Source organism: Simplicispira metamorpha (assembly GCF_004341365.1).
Taxonomy (GTDB): Bacteria; Pseudomonadota; Gammaproteobacteria; order Burkholderiales; family Burkholderiaceae_C; genus Simplicispira; species Simplicispira metamorpha.
The window spans coordinates 105,361-118,615 of sequence record NZ_SLXH01000010.1; the positions used below are offsets into that span (position 1 = coordinate 105,361).

The following is a 13,255-nucleotide window of genomic DNA, read 5'->3' on the forward strand; positions in this document are numbered from 1 at the left end:
AGTTTCCCAATCCAGGTGCCCCCAGCGTGCCCGAAGAATGCGCAGGTGCGCCGTCGGTATGGGGCTGTCGCTAGGGCAAACGCGGCACTGCTGCGCCACAGCATTGCTGCTATATGGTATTTTGCTATTAGTAAAATAGCTGCTTGCGCTTTTTGCATAAGGGCTGGAAGCATATTTTTATGTCGAAATGGTTGCTGCGAAATGCTCGTTGTCAGCGTGAAGCTGCGTGGTTTTTGGGCGGTAACCCGGCACCAGTTGGATGAGCCCGTCTTTCAGGGCCGCCGCATCGCCAGCGTGTGCGGCGGCCCGCAGCGATTCCAGCAGGGGCTGTAGCGCTGGCCATGGCAGGTATTCCTCCCGCGCGCGCAAGATGCGCGGGTGTGCAGTGGGCAGGGGGTTGTCGCCAATGAGCAGTTCTTCGTAGAGTTTTTCGCCAGGGCGCAGGCCGGTGAAGGTGATGGCGATGTCGCCATCCGGGTGTTGGGCATCGCGTACCGTCAGACCCGACAGTGCCACCATGCGCTGGGCCAGCTCAAGGATTTTGATGGGCGCGCCCATGTCCAGCACGAACACGTCGCCGCCCTCGGCCATGGCGCCCGCTTGCAGCACCAGTTGCGCTGCTTCGGGGATGGTCATGAAGTAGCGCGTCACTTCCGGGTGGGTGACGGTGACAGGGCCACCGGCGGCAATCTGGCGCCGAAACAGCGGGATCACGCTGCCGCTGGAGCCCAGCACGTTGCCAAAACGCACCATGGAAAACCGTGTGGGGCACTGCCACGGGACTTGGGGGTGGGGCTGATCGTTGGCGGTGGAAGTATCAAACGGGGCATGGGGTGCCGCCGTGATGGCTTGCAAAACCATCTCGGCTATGCGCTTGGTCGTGCCCATCACGTTCGTGGGGCGCACCGCCTTGTCGGTAGAAATCAGGACGAAATGCGCCACCTGGTGTTCCAGGGCTGCGCGCACCAGATTCAGGGTGCCAAAGACGTTGTTGCAGATGCCTTCGCCCATGTTGGCCTCGACCATGGGCACATGTTTGTAGGCTGCGGCGTGGTAAATGGCGTGCGGACGGTAGCTGTGGCACAACTCGGCCATGCGCTGCGGGTTGGTGATGTTGGCCAGCAGCGGCACCAGGGTGCAGGTGCTGGCGTTGTGCGGGCTGTTGTGCGTTTGCAATTCCTGGTGGATGCTGTAGAGCGCGTATTCGCTGTGCTCTACGAGCAGCAAGCGGGCGGGCGCTTCGTTCAGGATTTGACGGCACAGTTCGCTGCCTATGCTGCCGCCAGCGCCAGTCACCATCACGGTTTTGCCGGCCAGGTTGCGTTGCAGCAGCGCAGGGTCGGGGGGGACGGGTTCGCGGCCCAGCAGGTCTTCGATGTCCAGGTCCTGAAAATCTGCCACCGTGACGCGCCCGCTGGCCAGGTCGCTCAGACCGGGCAAGGTGCGCACGCGCACGGGTACATCGTGCAGGCTGGCAATGATCTGGTGCCTGCGCTGGCGGCTGGCGCTGGGCAGGGCCAGCAGCACATCGGTGGTGCCCAGGCGCTGTACCAGCGCAGGCAGGGCACTGGGGGCATACACCGGCGCACCATTGATGCTGCGGCCCACTTTGTCGGTATCGTCGTCGATAAAGCCTTGCAGCAGGTAGTGCCGGGTGCCCTGGATACCCGCTGCCGTCTGGGCGCCGGCGTGACCAGCGCCATAAATCAGCAAGCGGTGGCGGGTTTGCTGCGGCCGCCCAGCCAGCAGCAGCCAGCCCAGTGCGCGGCTGCTGCCTACCATGAGCAGCAAAATCAGTGGCTGCAAAATGCCCACGCTGCGCGGCACACCTTCCCACTGGGCCACCAGCAAAATGGCCAGCAGCAGCACGCCATACAGTGCCACGGCCTGGCCGGTGGTGATCAGGGCGGTGATGCCGGTGTAGCGAAAGATGGCGCGGTACAGCCCAAAGCGCACAAAAATAGGGAACGCCAGCGCAGGTGCCAGCGCATACACCGGCCATTGCAGGCCCTCAGGCCAGTGCAGCATCTCCAGGCGCAGGCTGAAGGCCAGCCACATGGCCAGCACGCCCATGCAGGCGTCCAGCACCACCACAAACAGGCGCTTGGCGGCCCGGGGCCATTGCAAAAGGTGGTTCATCAGCGGGCGCGCAGTCGTGGCCGTGCAGTGGGCGCTGTCATAAGGCAATGCCGGTGCGCTCCAGCACGTCGCCCACCAGCTCCAGCCGCACCAGTGGGTTGTCCAGCTCCATCAGTTGTTGTTTGAGTGCCAGCGGCACGGGCAGCAGCTCGCACCAGCGGTTGGCCACCCAGCCACAGTCTTGCAGTTGGGCGCTGGTGGGGGTGATAGCCCTGGCGTCATCGGGGTGGCGTTGGCGCAAGGTGGCCAATACCTGGGCCAGCGCGGCGGCGGTCTTGCGCAGGTCTTCGGGGATGGGCACGGGCAGGTCGTCGGCCAACTGCTCTACATCAGCCACCCACAGCCCGTGCGCCAGCAAACTGCTGCGCACGATGCGAAAGCGCTGGCCGCCCCGGCCCAGCAACGTGAGCAGGCCGGGCTGCGGACTGCTCAGTTGCTCGATGCTGGCCAGCGTGCCCACGCCATGGAACTGCTCCTGGGGTGCACCTGCGCGGCGCACCTCGTCACCGCTGTGCAGGCAGACCACCCCGAACGGGGCTCCCGCCTGTTGGCATTTGCGCACCATGTCCAGGTAGCGCACTTCAAAAACCCGCAGCGCCAGAATGCCGCCTGGAAACAGCACGGCTTGCAGCGGAAGCAGCGGCAAAGAGGTCAGTGTGAGGCGTTGCGTCATGGTGGCTAGGCGTGATGTGGCTATCATCCCACGGCGCAATGCACTTGAGGAGCCGCCTTGGTCGCCAAGAGCAGGCCCCGTTTTGAAACCGCCCCCTTTAGGGCAACTCCCGTTGATCTGGTGGCAGGCCATCTCTGCCCCATTCGCCCAAGCAAACCAACATGCTCTACCAAATTGTTTCTTTTGTGCTGGATGTGGTCGCTGGCCTGCTTTGCGGCGCTTGCCTGTTGCGCATTTACATGCAGTGGCAGCGCATCCCGTTTGGCAATCCCGTGGGCCAGTTCGTATTTGCACTGAGCGACTGGATGGTGCTGCCGCTGCGCCGTGTGCTGCCTGCGGTCGGGCGCTGGGATGGTGCCAGCCTGCTGGCGGCGGCGCTGGTGGAGCTGGCGCAGTATGTGCTGCTGTGGCTGGTGCTGGGCGCGGGAGCCGGCTGGCAGTGGCTGCCGGGGTTGGCGCTGTTTGGCCTGGTGCGCGTGGCCATCACCGGGATGATCGGGTTGTTGATCGTGTATGCCGTGATGTCCTGGGTGCAGGCGCAGTCGCCCATGTCGGATGTCATCGCCCGCCTGTGTGCGCCCCTGCTGCGCCCGGTGCGCCGCGTGCTGCCCTTGATGGGCGGCCTGGACTTGTCCCCGCTGGTGCTGCTGGTGCTGCTGCAGGTGGCGCTGATGGTGCTGGGGTATTTGCAGGCAGCAGTGCTGCACTGATTCAAGGCCAAAACGGCCTTCAGCCCTTGTGCAGTCAGCGCGAGCAGCTATCAATAAAAGAGCATAAAAAAACCGCCAGCGCTGGCGGTTTTGGGGGGGTGAAGGGGCCGCGCGGGTGCGTCAGGCCACGGCGTCGGCGGGCAGGCGTTGCAGCATGGCCAGGCTGTTGGCCACGGTGCTGCGCAGTTCGCGGCGGTCGCAGATCAGATCGACGGCGCCTTTTTGCAGCAAAAACTCGGCGCGCTGGAAGCCCTCGGGCAGGGTCACGCGCACGGTCGATTCGATGACGCGTGGGCCGGCAAAACCGATCAGTGCCTTGGGCTCGGCAATCACGATGTCGCCCACAAACGCAAAGCCTGCACTCACGCCGCCCATGGTCGGGTCGGTCAGTACGCTGATATAGGGCAGGCCCTTTTTGGCCAGCCGCGTGAGGGCGGCATTGGTTTTGGCCATTTGCATCAGGCTGAGCAGGCCTTCTTGCATGCGCGCGCCGCCGGTGGCGGTAAAGCAGATGAAGGGCACTTTTTGCTCGATGGCGGTTTCGACGCCGCGCACAAAGCGCTCGCCCACCACGCTGCCCATGCTGCCGCCCATGAAGTCGAACTCGAAGCAGGCGACCACCACGTTGATGCTCTTGACGGCACCGCCAAATACCACCAGCGCATCGGTTTCGCCCGTGCTCTCCAGCGCCTCTTTCAGGCGCTCGGGGTATTTGCGGCTGTCTTTGAACTTCAGCGCATCGACCGGGATGACCTCCTGGCCGATTTCGTAGCGCCCTTCGGCGTCCAGAAAGGCGTTGAGCCGGGCGCGCGCGCCAATGCGGTGGTGGTGGCTGCACTGCGGGCAGACACACTGGTTGTGCTCCAGATCGGTTTTGTAGAGCACGCTGTCGCAGCTGGGGCATTTGATCCACAGGCCCTCGGGCATCTGGCGACGCTCGGTGGGGTTGGTGGGCTGGATTTTGGAGGGCAGGAGTTTTTCAAGCCAGGACATGGTTTTTTCCTTTCGTCAGGCGTCCAGCGCCTTGCGTACACCGCGCAGAAAGTCGATGGCTACGGCCACCACGCGTTCGTGTGGCTGGTTTTCCAGCAACTGGATGATGCGGCTGCCAATGACCACGGCGTCGGCCACGCGGCCCACGGCCTGGGCGGTGGCGGCGTCGCGGATGCCAAAGCCCACGCCCACGGGAATGTGGACGTGTTCACGGATGCTGGGCAGCATGGCTTCTACCGCCGAGGTGTCGAGTGCTGCCGAGCCGGTCACGCCCTTGAGCGAGACGTAATAGACATAGCCGCTGGCCACCCGCGCCACCTGCGCCATGCGCTCGGGCGTGGACGTGGGCGCCAGCAGGAAGATCAAGTCCATCTGGTGCGCGCGCAGCTTGGCGGCAAAGTCTTCGCATTCTTCGGGCGGGTAGTCCACCACCAGCACGCCATCGACACCAGCGGCGGCGGCGTCGCGCACAAAGGCGTCCTCGCCGTGGCGCTGGTCGTAGCGCTCGACGGGGTTGGCGTAGCCCATCAGCACCACGGGCGTGGTGTGGTTGCGCTTGCGAAACTCGCGCACGTGCTCGAGCACCTGCACCATGCCGATACCCAGGCTCAGGGCTTTTTCACCGGCTTTCTGGATCACCGGGCCGTCAGCCATGGGGTCGGAAAACGGCACGCCCAGCTCGATGATGTCGGCACCGGCCTCGACCATCCCGTGCATCAGCGAGGGGGTGATGTCGGCAAACGGAAAGCCCGCCGTAACGTACGGAATCAGGGCCTTGCGGCCCTTGGCCTGGAGTTGCTCAAAAGTGGTCTGGATGCGGCTCATGGTTTGGCGTCGCCCCCTTTAACGGTCAATCCGCGCATGGAAGGGCGGTCGTAAAAATCTTCCCCCGACAGGTCGGCCACCGTGCCGATATCCTTGTCGCCCCGGCCCGAGAGGTTGACCAGGATGGACTGGTCGGGGCGCATTTCTTTGGCCAGCTTCATGGCGTAGGCAAAGGCGTGGCTCGATTCCAGGGCCGGGATGATGCCTTCAGTGCGGCACAGGTAGTGGAATGCGGCCAGCGCTTCCTTGTCGGTGATGCCGACGTACTGGGCGCGGCCCATTTCTTGCAGCCAGGCGTGCTCGGGGCCCACGCCAGGGTAGTCCAGACCGGCGCTGATGCTGTGCGTTTCAAGGATCTGGCCGTTGTCGTCTTGCAGAATGAAGGTGCGGTTGCCGTGCAGCACGCCCGGGCTGCCTTTTTGCAGCGAGGCCGAGTGTTTGCCACTGTCCAGCCCCTCGCCCGCCGCTTCCACGCCGATGAGGCGGGTTTTTTCAAAAGGGATGTAAGGGTGGAAGATGCCCATGGCGTTGCTACCGCCGCCCACGCAGGCGACCACGGCATCGGGCTGCTCTGCGGCGATTTTTTGCTCGGCCAGCATGGCGGGCATTTGCGTGACGGCTTCTTTGCCGATCACGCTCTGGAAATCGCGCACCATCATCGGGTAGGGGTGGGGGCCGGCCACGGTGCCGATGATGTAGAAGGTGTTGTCCACATTGGCCACCCAGTCGCGCATGGCCTCGTTGAGCGCGTCTTTCAGCGTCTTGCTGCCCGATTCGACCGGCACCACGGTGGCGCCCAGCAGTTTCATGCGGTAGACGTTAGGGCTTTGGCGTTTGACGTCTTCGGCGCCCATGTAGATCACGCATTCCAGGCCGTAGCGTGCGCAGATGGTGGCCGTGGCCACGCCATGCTGGCCGGCGCCGGTTTCGGCAATGATGCGCGGCTTGCCCATGCGGCGGGCCAGCATGGCCTGGCCGATGACGTTATTGATCTTGTGCGCGCCGGTGTGGTTGAGGTCTTCGCGCTTGAGGTAAATCTGCGCACCGCCCATTTCGCGGCTGGTGCGCGCGGCGTGGTACACGGGCGTGGGGCGGCCAACAAAGTGCGCCAGCTCGTAGTTGAACTCAGCGACAAATGCCGGGTCGTTTTGGTAGCGGGCATAGGCTTCGCGCAGTTCTTTGAGCGCGAAGGTCAGGGTTTCGCTGGCAAAACTGCCACCGTAGCGGCCAAAGTGGCCCGAGGAATCAGGTTGCTGGTAAGAGGCCATGGGGTGTATTTGCAAGTTGGGCATCGGCCGCACGCACGGCGGCCACGAAGCGATGGATCTTGTCGGCGTCCTTGATGCCCCGCAGCGGTTTGCCATCGGGGCCATCACGTTCTACGCCGGAACTGACGTCAACGGCCAAGGACAGGCCGCGCGCACGCACCTGCAAAATGCCATCGGTCACGTTTGCAGGCGTGAGCCCACCACTTAAGACGAGGTGAGAGTTGACGCTTGGAGGAAGAAGTGACCAATGGAATGCCTTGCCGCCGCCGCCATAGCCCTCGACATGCGCGTCGAGCAAAATGGCCTGGGCTTGGGAATATGTAGCCGCGTATTTTACGAGGTCAAAGCGCGCGCCTTCTTCGCCCAGCGGGATGCGCGCCGCACGCACAAAAGGCCGGGCGCCGTGGCCCGTGGCCGCCAGGCAATCTGCGGCTGATTCATCACCATGAAATTGGGCTGTAGCGCCCGCCGTCAGGGCGCAAGTAGCTATCACATTAGTAGCGGCCTCGTTGACGAACAGCAGCACCGGCGTGACAAATGGCGGCAGGCGGCGGGCCAATTGCGCGGCGCGCTCGGGGGTGACGGCGCGCGGGCTGGGGGCGTAGAGCACAAAACCCACGGCATCGACACCAGCGGCCACGGCGGCGTCCACATCTTCCTCGCGGGTGAGGCCGCAGACTTTGATGCGGGTGCGTTGCTGAAGAAAAACGGTCATGGCAGTGCGCGCGGTAGTCGAGAGAGGTGCTCAGGGCAGCCAGTCGAAAGCGGCGGTGCGTTCGGGCAGGCCCCAGGTGGGGTCGTACACCGGCCCCAAAAAATACAGCCCGTCTGGGGAGAACGTGGGCGCGGCCACTTTGCGTGAGCGCGCTTGCAGCACCTCCTGCATCCAATCGGCGGGTTGCGCGCCTTGGCCCACAGCAATCAGGCAACCCATGATGTTGCGGATCATGTGGTGCAAAAAGGCGTTGGCCTCGAACTCGAAGTGCCAGTAGCACGGGCTCCAGTCTTCGCCGGGTTCGGTGTGCGGGGAGCCACGGCGGGTGATGTCAATGCGCCGCACCGTTTTGACGGGCGTGGGCGACTGGCAGGCTGCCGCCCGGAACGAGGTGAAGTCGTGCTCGCCCAGCAGGTACGCGGCGGCTTGGCGCATGGCGTCGCCATCGAGCGGGTGGAAGACCCAGCCCACGCGGCCTGCGTCCACGCTGGGGCGCACGGGTGACTGCAACAGTACATAGGCGTAGCGCCGCGCGCTGGCACTGGCACGGGCATGGAACGCCTGTGGCACGGGCCGCGCCCATTGCACTGCAATATCGGCGGGCAAAAAGGTATTGGTGCCGCGCACCCAGGAAAACGGCGTGCGTTGCACGGTGGTATCGAAGTGCACCACCTGCATCAGCCCATGCACTCCGGCATCGGTGCGGCCAGCGCATACGGTGCTGATGGGCTCGGTGGCAAAGCGTGCCAACGCTGCCTCCAGCTTGTCCTGGATGGTCTTGCCCGAGGACTGGCTTTGCCAGCCCTGGTAGCCCTGGCCGTTGTAGCCAACGCCCAGGGCGATGCGCAGGGGGCGGGGGGCGACTGCTTCGACGGGGTCGCTGTGGCTGGGGTGCTGCACAGACCCGCGCATCAAGACAGTTCGGCCAGCATGCTTTGTGCGCGGGCCTTGAGGGCGCCCGAGGATTCGGCGATCACTTCTTCAATCAGGGTGCGGGCACCATCGCTGTCGCCAATGGCGTTGAATTCCAGGGCCAGGGCCAGCTTGGTGTCCAGCGGGTCTTCGGGCTCGCCCGAGGGCACCTCGTCGATTTGCAGGCTGGCTGCTGCTGGGGGCTCCTCTGGCCCGCCGGTGGGGGCTGCGGGCGCGCTGGGCGGATCCAGATCCAGTGTGAGGCTGCCCAGATCGAACTCCATCAGGCCCGAATCGGGGGCGCTGGTGGGGGGCTCTTCTGGTGCTGGCGCGGCGGGTGCAGCGGGTGCGGGCGTGTCGGTGAAGGCGGAAATGTCCAGCGCAAAGTCCAGGTCGGCCATGGCCGGGTCTGCCGGTGGTGGCGCAATGGCTGGTGGTTCTGCTGTGGCTGGTGCCTCCAGTTCTGCCAGGGTGGGCAGCTCTGGTGCAGGCTCCGGTGCCGGTGGCGTTGCCGCAGGCAAATCGGGCATGTCCCAGGACAGCCCCAGATCCTGGTCTGGCGCAGTGGCAGTGCTGGCAGGCTCGGTGAAGGTGGGGGTGGCAGGGATTTCAGGCAAGGCCGGTTCAGCGGCCATGGCTGCCGCAAAATCCAGCGGCTGTGCAGCGGTGTTGTCCGGGGAGGAATCGCCCATCAGGTCGAGGTCCAGATCCAGGTTCAGATCCATGTCTGGCAGCGGCGATGGCGTGGTGTCTGTGGTGGCAGCGGCCTCGGCCAGGGTGCTGGCAAATCCACCTGCGGCCACCCCTGCGGCAGCTACTGCGCCCAGGCTGCCCAATGCAGCGGTGGGCTGACCACCGGGCTGGTACAGCGGGTTGTCGGGGTCTATGTCGCGCCCGAGTTCGGTGATGCGGTTCCAGTCAGGGCCTTCGCCGTTGGTCAGCTTGTGGACTTCGGAGGCCACCACTTCCAGGGCCTTGCGATCCTGGCGCTTGGCATAAATTTCGCCCAGCTTGGTGTGGATGGATACGCGCGTCGGGGTGTGGCGTGCAGCCTCTTTGAGGATTTCTTCGGCTTGCAGATCACGGCCATAGGCCAGGTACACGTCGGCCTCGGCCACAGGGTCTACATCGCCGCCTGCATCCAGCTGGCTGGGGGTGTAGGCCATGGAAGACGAGCCGGTGGTGGAGTCGGTGCTGGCCGTGTCCACGCGCTGACCGCCACTGGCATTGAAGAAAGAGTCGGGCTGTAGTCGGCTCTCAAAGAAAGAGCTGTCAACGGTTTGGGCGTTGCGCTTGCGTTGCACCGCGCGGTAAGCGCCATAGCCCAACAGCAGGGCGAGCAAGCCGCCACCTGCCAGGGGCACCATCGGGTCATCGAGCAAGGCCGACATGAAGCTGGGCTCTTCGATCGGTGCGGGTGCCGGTGCGGGGGGAGGCTGTAGCTTGACTTCGGCGGGTGCTGAAGCCTGGGATGCGGGTGCCGAGGCAGGCGCAGCCGGTGCTTGCGTTGCAGCCTCGCTGGCGCTGGCGCTGGCGCTGGCGCTGGCGCTGGGGGCTGGTGCGGGCGCCGCCTCGGGCGCTGGTGCCGATGCCGGGGGCGCAGGGGGCACGACCAGGCTGGGGGCGGTAACAGCAGGCAAGGCGCTGGCCGTGCTGGCTGCCGGGGCTGGTGTGGGTGCGCTAGTGCCTGGCTGGGCTGCGGATGCCGCGCTGAGCCGGTTCAGGTCATCAATGTTCTTGGACAGCTCCTGCACGCGCGCAGCCGCTTCATTGGTTTGTTTGCGCTGTGCCAGCAGTTCTTCGGTGGCCTTTTGGCCCTGCATGGCGCCCTTGGAGAGCGTGAGTTTGTCGGGGGCGGTGCTGACGGGGCGCTTGTCTTCAATGCGCGTTTGCACCGCTCCGGTGGCCGAGCGGTCGGCAGCGGCCACTTGTGCCACGGGTGCTGCGCCCGCCAGTTTGCGACGGAACTCGTTGAAATCGCGGCTTTGGGCCGCGATGATCTGGCGCGCTTCTTTGACGGAAGTGGCCTGGGCCTGTGCTGTGTCCGGCAGTTGCAGCACTGCACCTGCCTTGAGGCGGTTGACGTTGTTTTGGACAAAGGATTCCGGGTTGGCGCGCATCAATGCCACCAGCATCTGATCCAGAGAGACGCCGGAGAGGCGGTGGCTGCTGGCGATACGGCCCGCCGTATCGCCAGGCCGTACGGTGACGTTGTCGGGCTGGCTGCTCTGTGCCTGGGGCGTGGGGCGCGGGCTGGTCGGCTGGGTGCGCGCAGGCACCGTGCTGTAGATTTTGGGCTCTGGCCGCGCCGTGCTGGCCGGTGCGGTATTGACGGGCGCCGCAGCCACGGGCGCTGCGGGGGGCGCAGGGGGCGCGCTGGGCGGGGGTGCTGCCGCTGCGGTGGTTTGTGGTGCGGTGATCTGTGCTGGCGCAGTCACGGCAACCGGTGGGCGGCGAAGGGCTGGCGGATCGAACAGCATGGTGTAGCTGCGCGTGATGCGGCCCGTGCCCCAGGTGGCGTCAATGACCAGATCCACAAAAGGATCATTGATAGGGCGGTCGCTGGACAGGCGCAGCACCATGCGGCCATCGGGGCGGCGCTGCAACTGCACCTGCATTTGGGTGACTGCGGTCGAGTATTCCATGCCCTGGCTTCGGAACACTTCTGGCGCTGCCGTGCTGGCGCGCAGGGTGTCGGCTTCTGCCGGGGTGATTTGGGGCAGGTCTATTTCGGCACGCAGCGGTTCACCGAGCGCGGATTGCACCGTGATCGGGCCCAAGGCCAGGGCCGAGGCGTCAGCGGCGTACAGGCCAAAGGTCGTCACGACCGCAGCCGCCAGCGCAGAGTATTTCCAACGATGCATGGTTGCCATCAACTGATAAGGAGTGTGAGATCGGGGCAAGCGGCTTGATTTTTCGAATGCTTGGCGCTTGCTCCGGTGGGGTGAACGTGTCTCGGGGCACCATAGCAGCAATGCCATGCACTGACAAGGAAAGGTGCGGCGCAAGCCCCCAGGGCTGCGCGAACCGTCACGTTGAACCGCGCCGGGTGTTGTCACGGGACAACGACCGTAACAGGGTGTTTCCAGGGGGCATGCCCTGGTCAGTGCGGTGCGCGGGGCTGCTGCCTGGCAGCGCCCGCGCACAGGCTATCAGGCTGCCAGCAGGATGCGCAGCATGCGGCGCAGCGGTTCGGCGGCGCCCCACAGCAACTGGTCGCCAATCACAAAGGCCGACACGTACTCGGGGCCCATGTTGAGCTTGCGCACGCGGCCCACGCCCACTTGCAGACCACCGGTGATGGAGGCCGGGGTCAGCTCCTGCACGGTGGTGGCACGGTCGTTGGGCACCCACTTCACCCAGGGGTTGCCGCCCTGGATCAGCGCTTCGATCTCGGCCAGCGGCAAATCCTTCTTCAGCTTGAGCGTCAGCGCCAGGCTGTGGCAGCGCATGGCGCCAATGCGCACGCACAGGCCATCGACGGGAATCGTGGCCTCGGTGCCCAGAATCTTGTTGACCTCGGCCTGGCCCTTCCACTCTTCCTTGGACTGGCCGTTGGGCAGTTGCACATCAATCCACGGGATCAGGCCACCGGCCAGCGGCGCGCCGAAAAACTCGGTGGGTACATCGTTGCGGATGGTGTGGGCCACCTTGCGGTCGATGTCGAGGATGGCCGATGCGGGCGTGGCCAGCTCGTCGGCCACGGCGGCATGCACCACGCCCATGCCCTTGAGCAGTTCGCGCATGTGGTTGGCGCCGCCACCCGAGGCCGCTTGGTAGGTCATGGAGCTGACCCACTCCACCAGATCGGCCTTGAACAGCCCGCCCAGGCCCATCAGCAGGATGGAATTGGTGCAGTTGCCGCCAATCCAGTTCTTGCCGCCAGCGGCCAGTGCCTTCTGGATGACGTTGTCGTTCACCGGGTCGAGCACGATGACCGCATCTTGCTCCATGCGCAGCGACGAGGCAGCGTCAATCCAGTGGCCTTGCCAGCCAGCAGCGCGCAGCTTGGGGAAAACTTCTTTGGTGTAGTCGCCACCCTGGCAGGTGATGACGATGTCGCACTGGGCCAACGCGGCGATGTCGTTGGCATCTTGCAGCGTGGTGTGCGCCTTGGCCTGTGCCGGGGCCTTGCCACCCGCATTGGAAGTAGAAAAGAAAATGGGTTCGATCAGATCGAAGTCACCCTCGGCCTGCATGCGATCCATCAAGACCGAGCCGACCATGCCGCGCCAGCCAACCAAACCTACCAACTTGTTGCTCATTTTCAACGCCCTTTCAAATAAAACAGTGCCAGACCCGGCTGTTTTTCCCCGGCTCGTCTGGCCAGGGAGGGCGCACGACGAACCAGGCTTGGTCAGCCCTTAATGGTCGTGGTTTTGGTGGTGATTGCGCGCGCAGCCACGCCTGCCAGGGCGGCAGAAGCGGTGTTCAGTGGGAACGGGCGGGCGGCAAACATGGGGTGCGATTGTAGCGGATGCCATCCATAGGGTTTCACCACTGCTGTTTGGGGGGCGTGAAGTCCATGCACTGCCGCACACCTTGCTTGCGTCTACAGTGCAGTGTGCTGATGTAGGTTGTTGTTATCTAGCTATGGAAAGTTGCGATGCAAGTCATTGTTGTGGGGGCTGGCAAGCTGGCCAAAGAGCTGCTGGGAGCGCTTAATGTTGCAGGCACGGTGGTGCCATGGTCTGAGGCACTGAGGGGCCAGGCGGCGCAGTCCGTCGTGGTTCATGCGGGCTCTGGCCGGGAACTGGAGGCTGTGGTGGCGTTTTGTTCATTCACCCAGTCACCGTTGATCGAGCTGTCCACCGGTTCTGATCTGGAGCGCAGCGTGCCCGATTTTCCGGTGGTCGTATGCCCCAACACCAATATCCTCATGCTCAAATTTATGAGCATGCTGGGCCACAGCGGTCATCTTTTTCAGAACGTGTTCAAAGTCTTCCGGGATCATGAGAAGCTCGGGAAATGAGAAAGAGCTATCCAAGCGACATCAGCCATACACAATTCGAAGTCATCA

General features: G+C 64.4%; 10 protein-coding genes and 1 pseudogene. 2 read left to right on the top strand and 9 right to left on the bottom strand.

Translation table 11 applies throughout. From position 1 onward, the window contains the following. Positions 1–177: 177 nt before the first annotated feature. A complete protein-coding gene (locus tag EV674_RS07405; protein WP_374761696.1) occupies positions 178–2,139 on the bottom strand; it encodes a polysaccharide biosynthesis protein in 1,962 nt (653 codons plus the stop codon). Positions 2,140–2,176: 37 nt separating this feature from the next. After that, positions 2,177–2,812 (bottom strand): LON peptidase substrate-binding domain-containing protein, encoded by a 636-nt coding sequence (locus tag EV674_RS07410; protein ID WP_119014278.1) that lies wholly within the window; start codon positions 2,810–2,812, stop codon positions 2,177–2,179. Between the two features lie 161 nt (positions 2,813–2,973). Here EV674_RS07410 and EV674_RS07415 point away from each other — a divergent pair, with 161 nt between their 5' ends. After that, positions 2,974–3,522, top strand: coding sequence for a YggT family protein (locus tag EV674_RS07415; RefSeq protein ID WP_119014277.1), 549 nt, complete (start codon positions 2,974–2,976; stop codon positions 3,520–3,522). A gap of 120 nt (positions 3,523–3,642) precedes the next feature. Here EV674_RS07415 and accD read toward each other — a convergent pair whose 3' ends face one another. The 7 genes from accD to asd all read right to left on the bottom strand — a co-directional run bounded on the left by accD (position 3,643) and on the right by asd (position 12,500). Further along, on the bottom strand, positions 3,643–4,515 hold the full coding sequence (gene accD, locus EV674_RS07420) for an acetyl-CoA carboxylase, carboxyltransferase subunit beta (protein ID WP_119014276.1): 873 nt from the start codon (positions 4,513–4,515) through the stop codon (positions 3,643–3,645). A 15-nt stretch (positions 4,516–4,530) separates the two neighbouring features. After that, positions 4,531–5,340, bottom strand: a complete 810-nt coding sequence (gene trpA, locus EV674_RS07425) for a tryptophan synthase subunit alpha (protein WP_119014275.1) — start codon at positions 5,338–5,340, stop codon at positions 4,531–4,533. Next, the gene (trpB, locus tag EV674_RS07430; RefSeq protein WP_119014274.1) at positions 5,337–6,608 is read right to left on the bottom strand and encodes a tryptophan synthase subunit beta; all 1,272 of its coding nucleotides are present in this window, start codon (positions 6,606–6,608) and stop codon (positions 5,337–5,339) included. Before trpB ends, trpA begins: the two co-directional genes overlap by 4 nt. Continuing rightward, positions 6,586–7,323, bottom strand: coding sequence for a phosphoribosylanthranilate isomerase (locus EV674_RS07435; protein WP_119014273.1), 738 nt, complete (start codon positions 7,321–7,323; stop codon positions 6,586–6,588). Before EV674_RS07435 ends, trpB begins: the two co-directional genes overlap by 23 nt. A gap of 30 nt (positions 7,324–7,353) precedes the next feature. Next, positions 7,354–8,172 carry a tRNA pseudouridine(38-40) synthase TruA gene (gene truA / locus EV674_RS07440; RefSeq protein ID WP_165887075.1) on the bottom strand — a complete coding sequence of 273 codons (819 nt, stop codon included), beginning with the start codon at positions 8,170–8,172 and terminating at the stop codon, positions 7,354–7,356. Positions 8,173–8,234: 62 nt separating this feature from the next. Next, positions 8,235–11,099 carry a motility hub landmark protein FimV gene (locus EV674_RS07445; RefSeq protein WP_119014309.1) on the bottom strand — a complete coding sequence of 955 codons (2,865 nt, stop codon included), beginning with the start codon at positions 11,097–11,099 and terminating at the stop codon, positions 8,235–8,237. Between the two features lie 288 nt (positions 11,100–11,387). Continuing rightward, positions 11,388–12,500, bottom strand: a complete 1,113-nt coding sequence (gene asd, locus EV674_RS07450) for an aspartate-semialdehyde dehydrogenase (protein ID WP_119014272.1) — start codon at positions 12,498–12,500, stop codon at positions 11,388–11,390. 341 nt (positions 12,501–12,841) lie between these two features. On the opposite strand from asd, the pseudogene EV674_RS07455 reads away from it, so the two are divergent. Next, positions 12,842–13,165, top strand: a pseudogene (locus tag EV674_RS07455) (dihydrodipicolinate reductase); the annotation flags it as partial. Between the last annotated feature and the right edge of the window lie 90 nt (positions 13,166–13,255).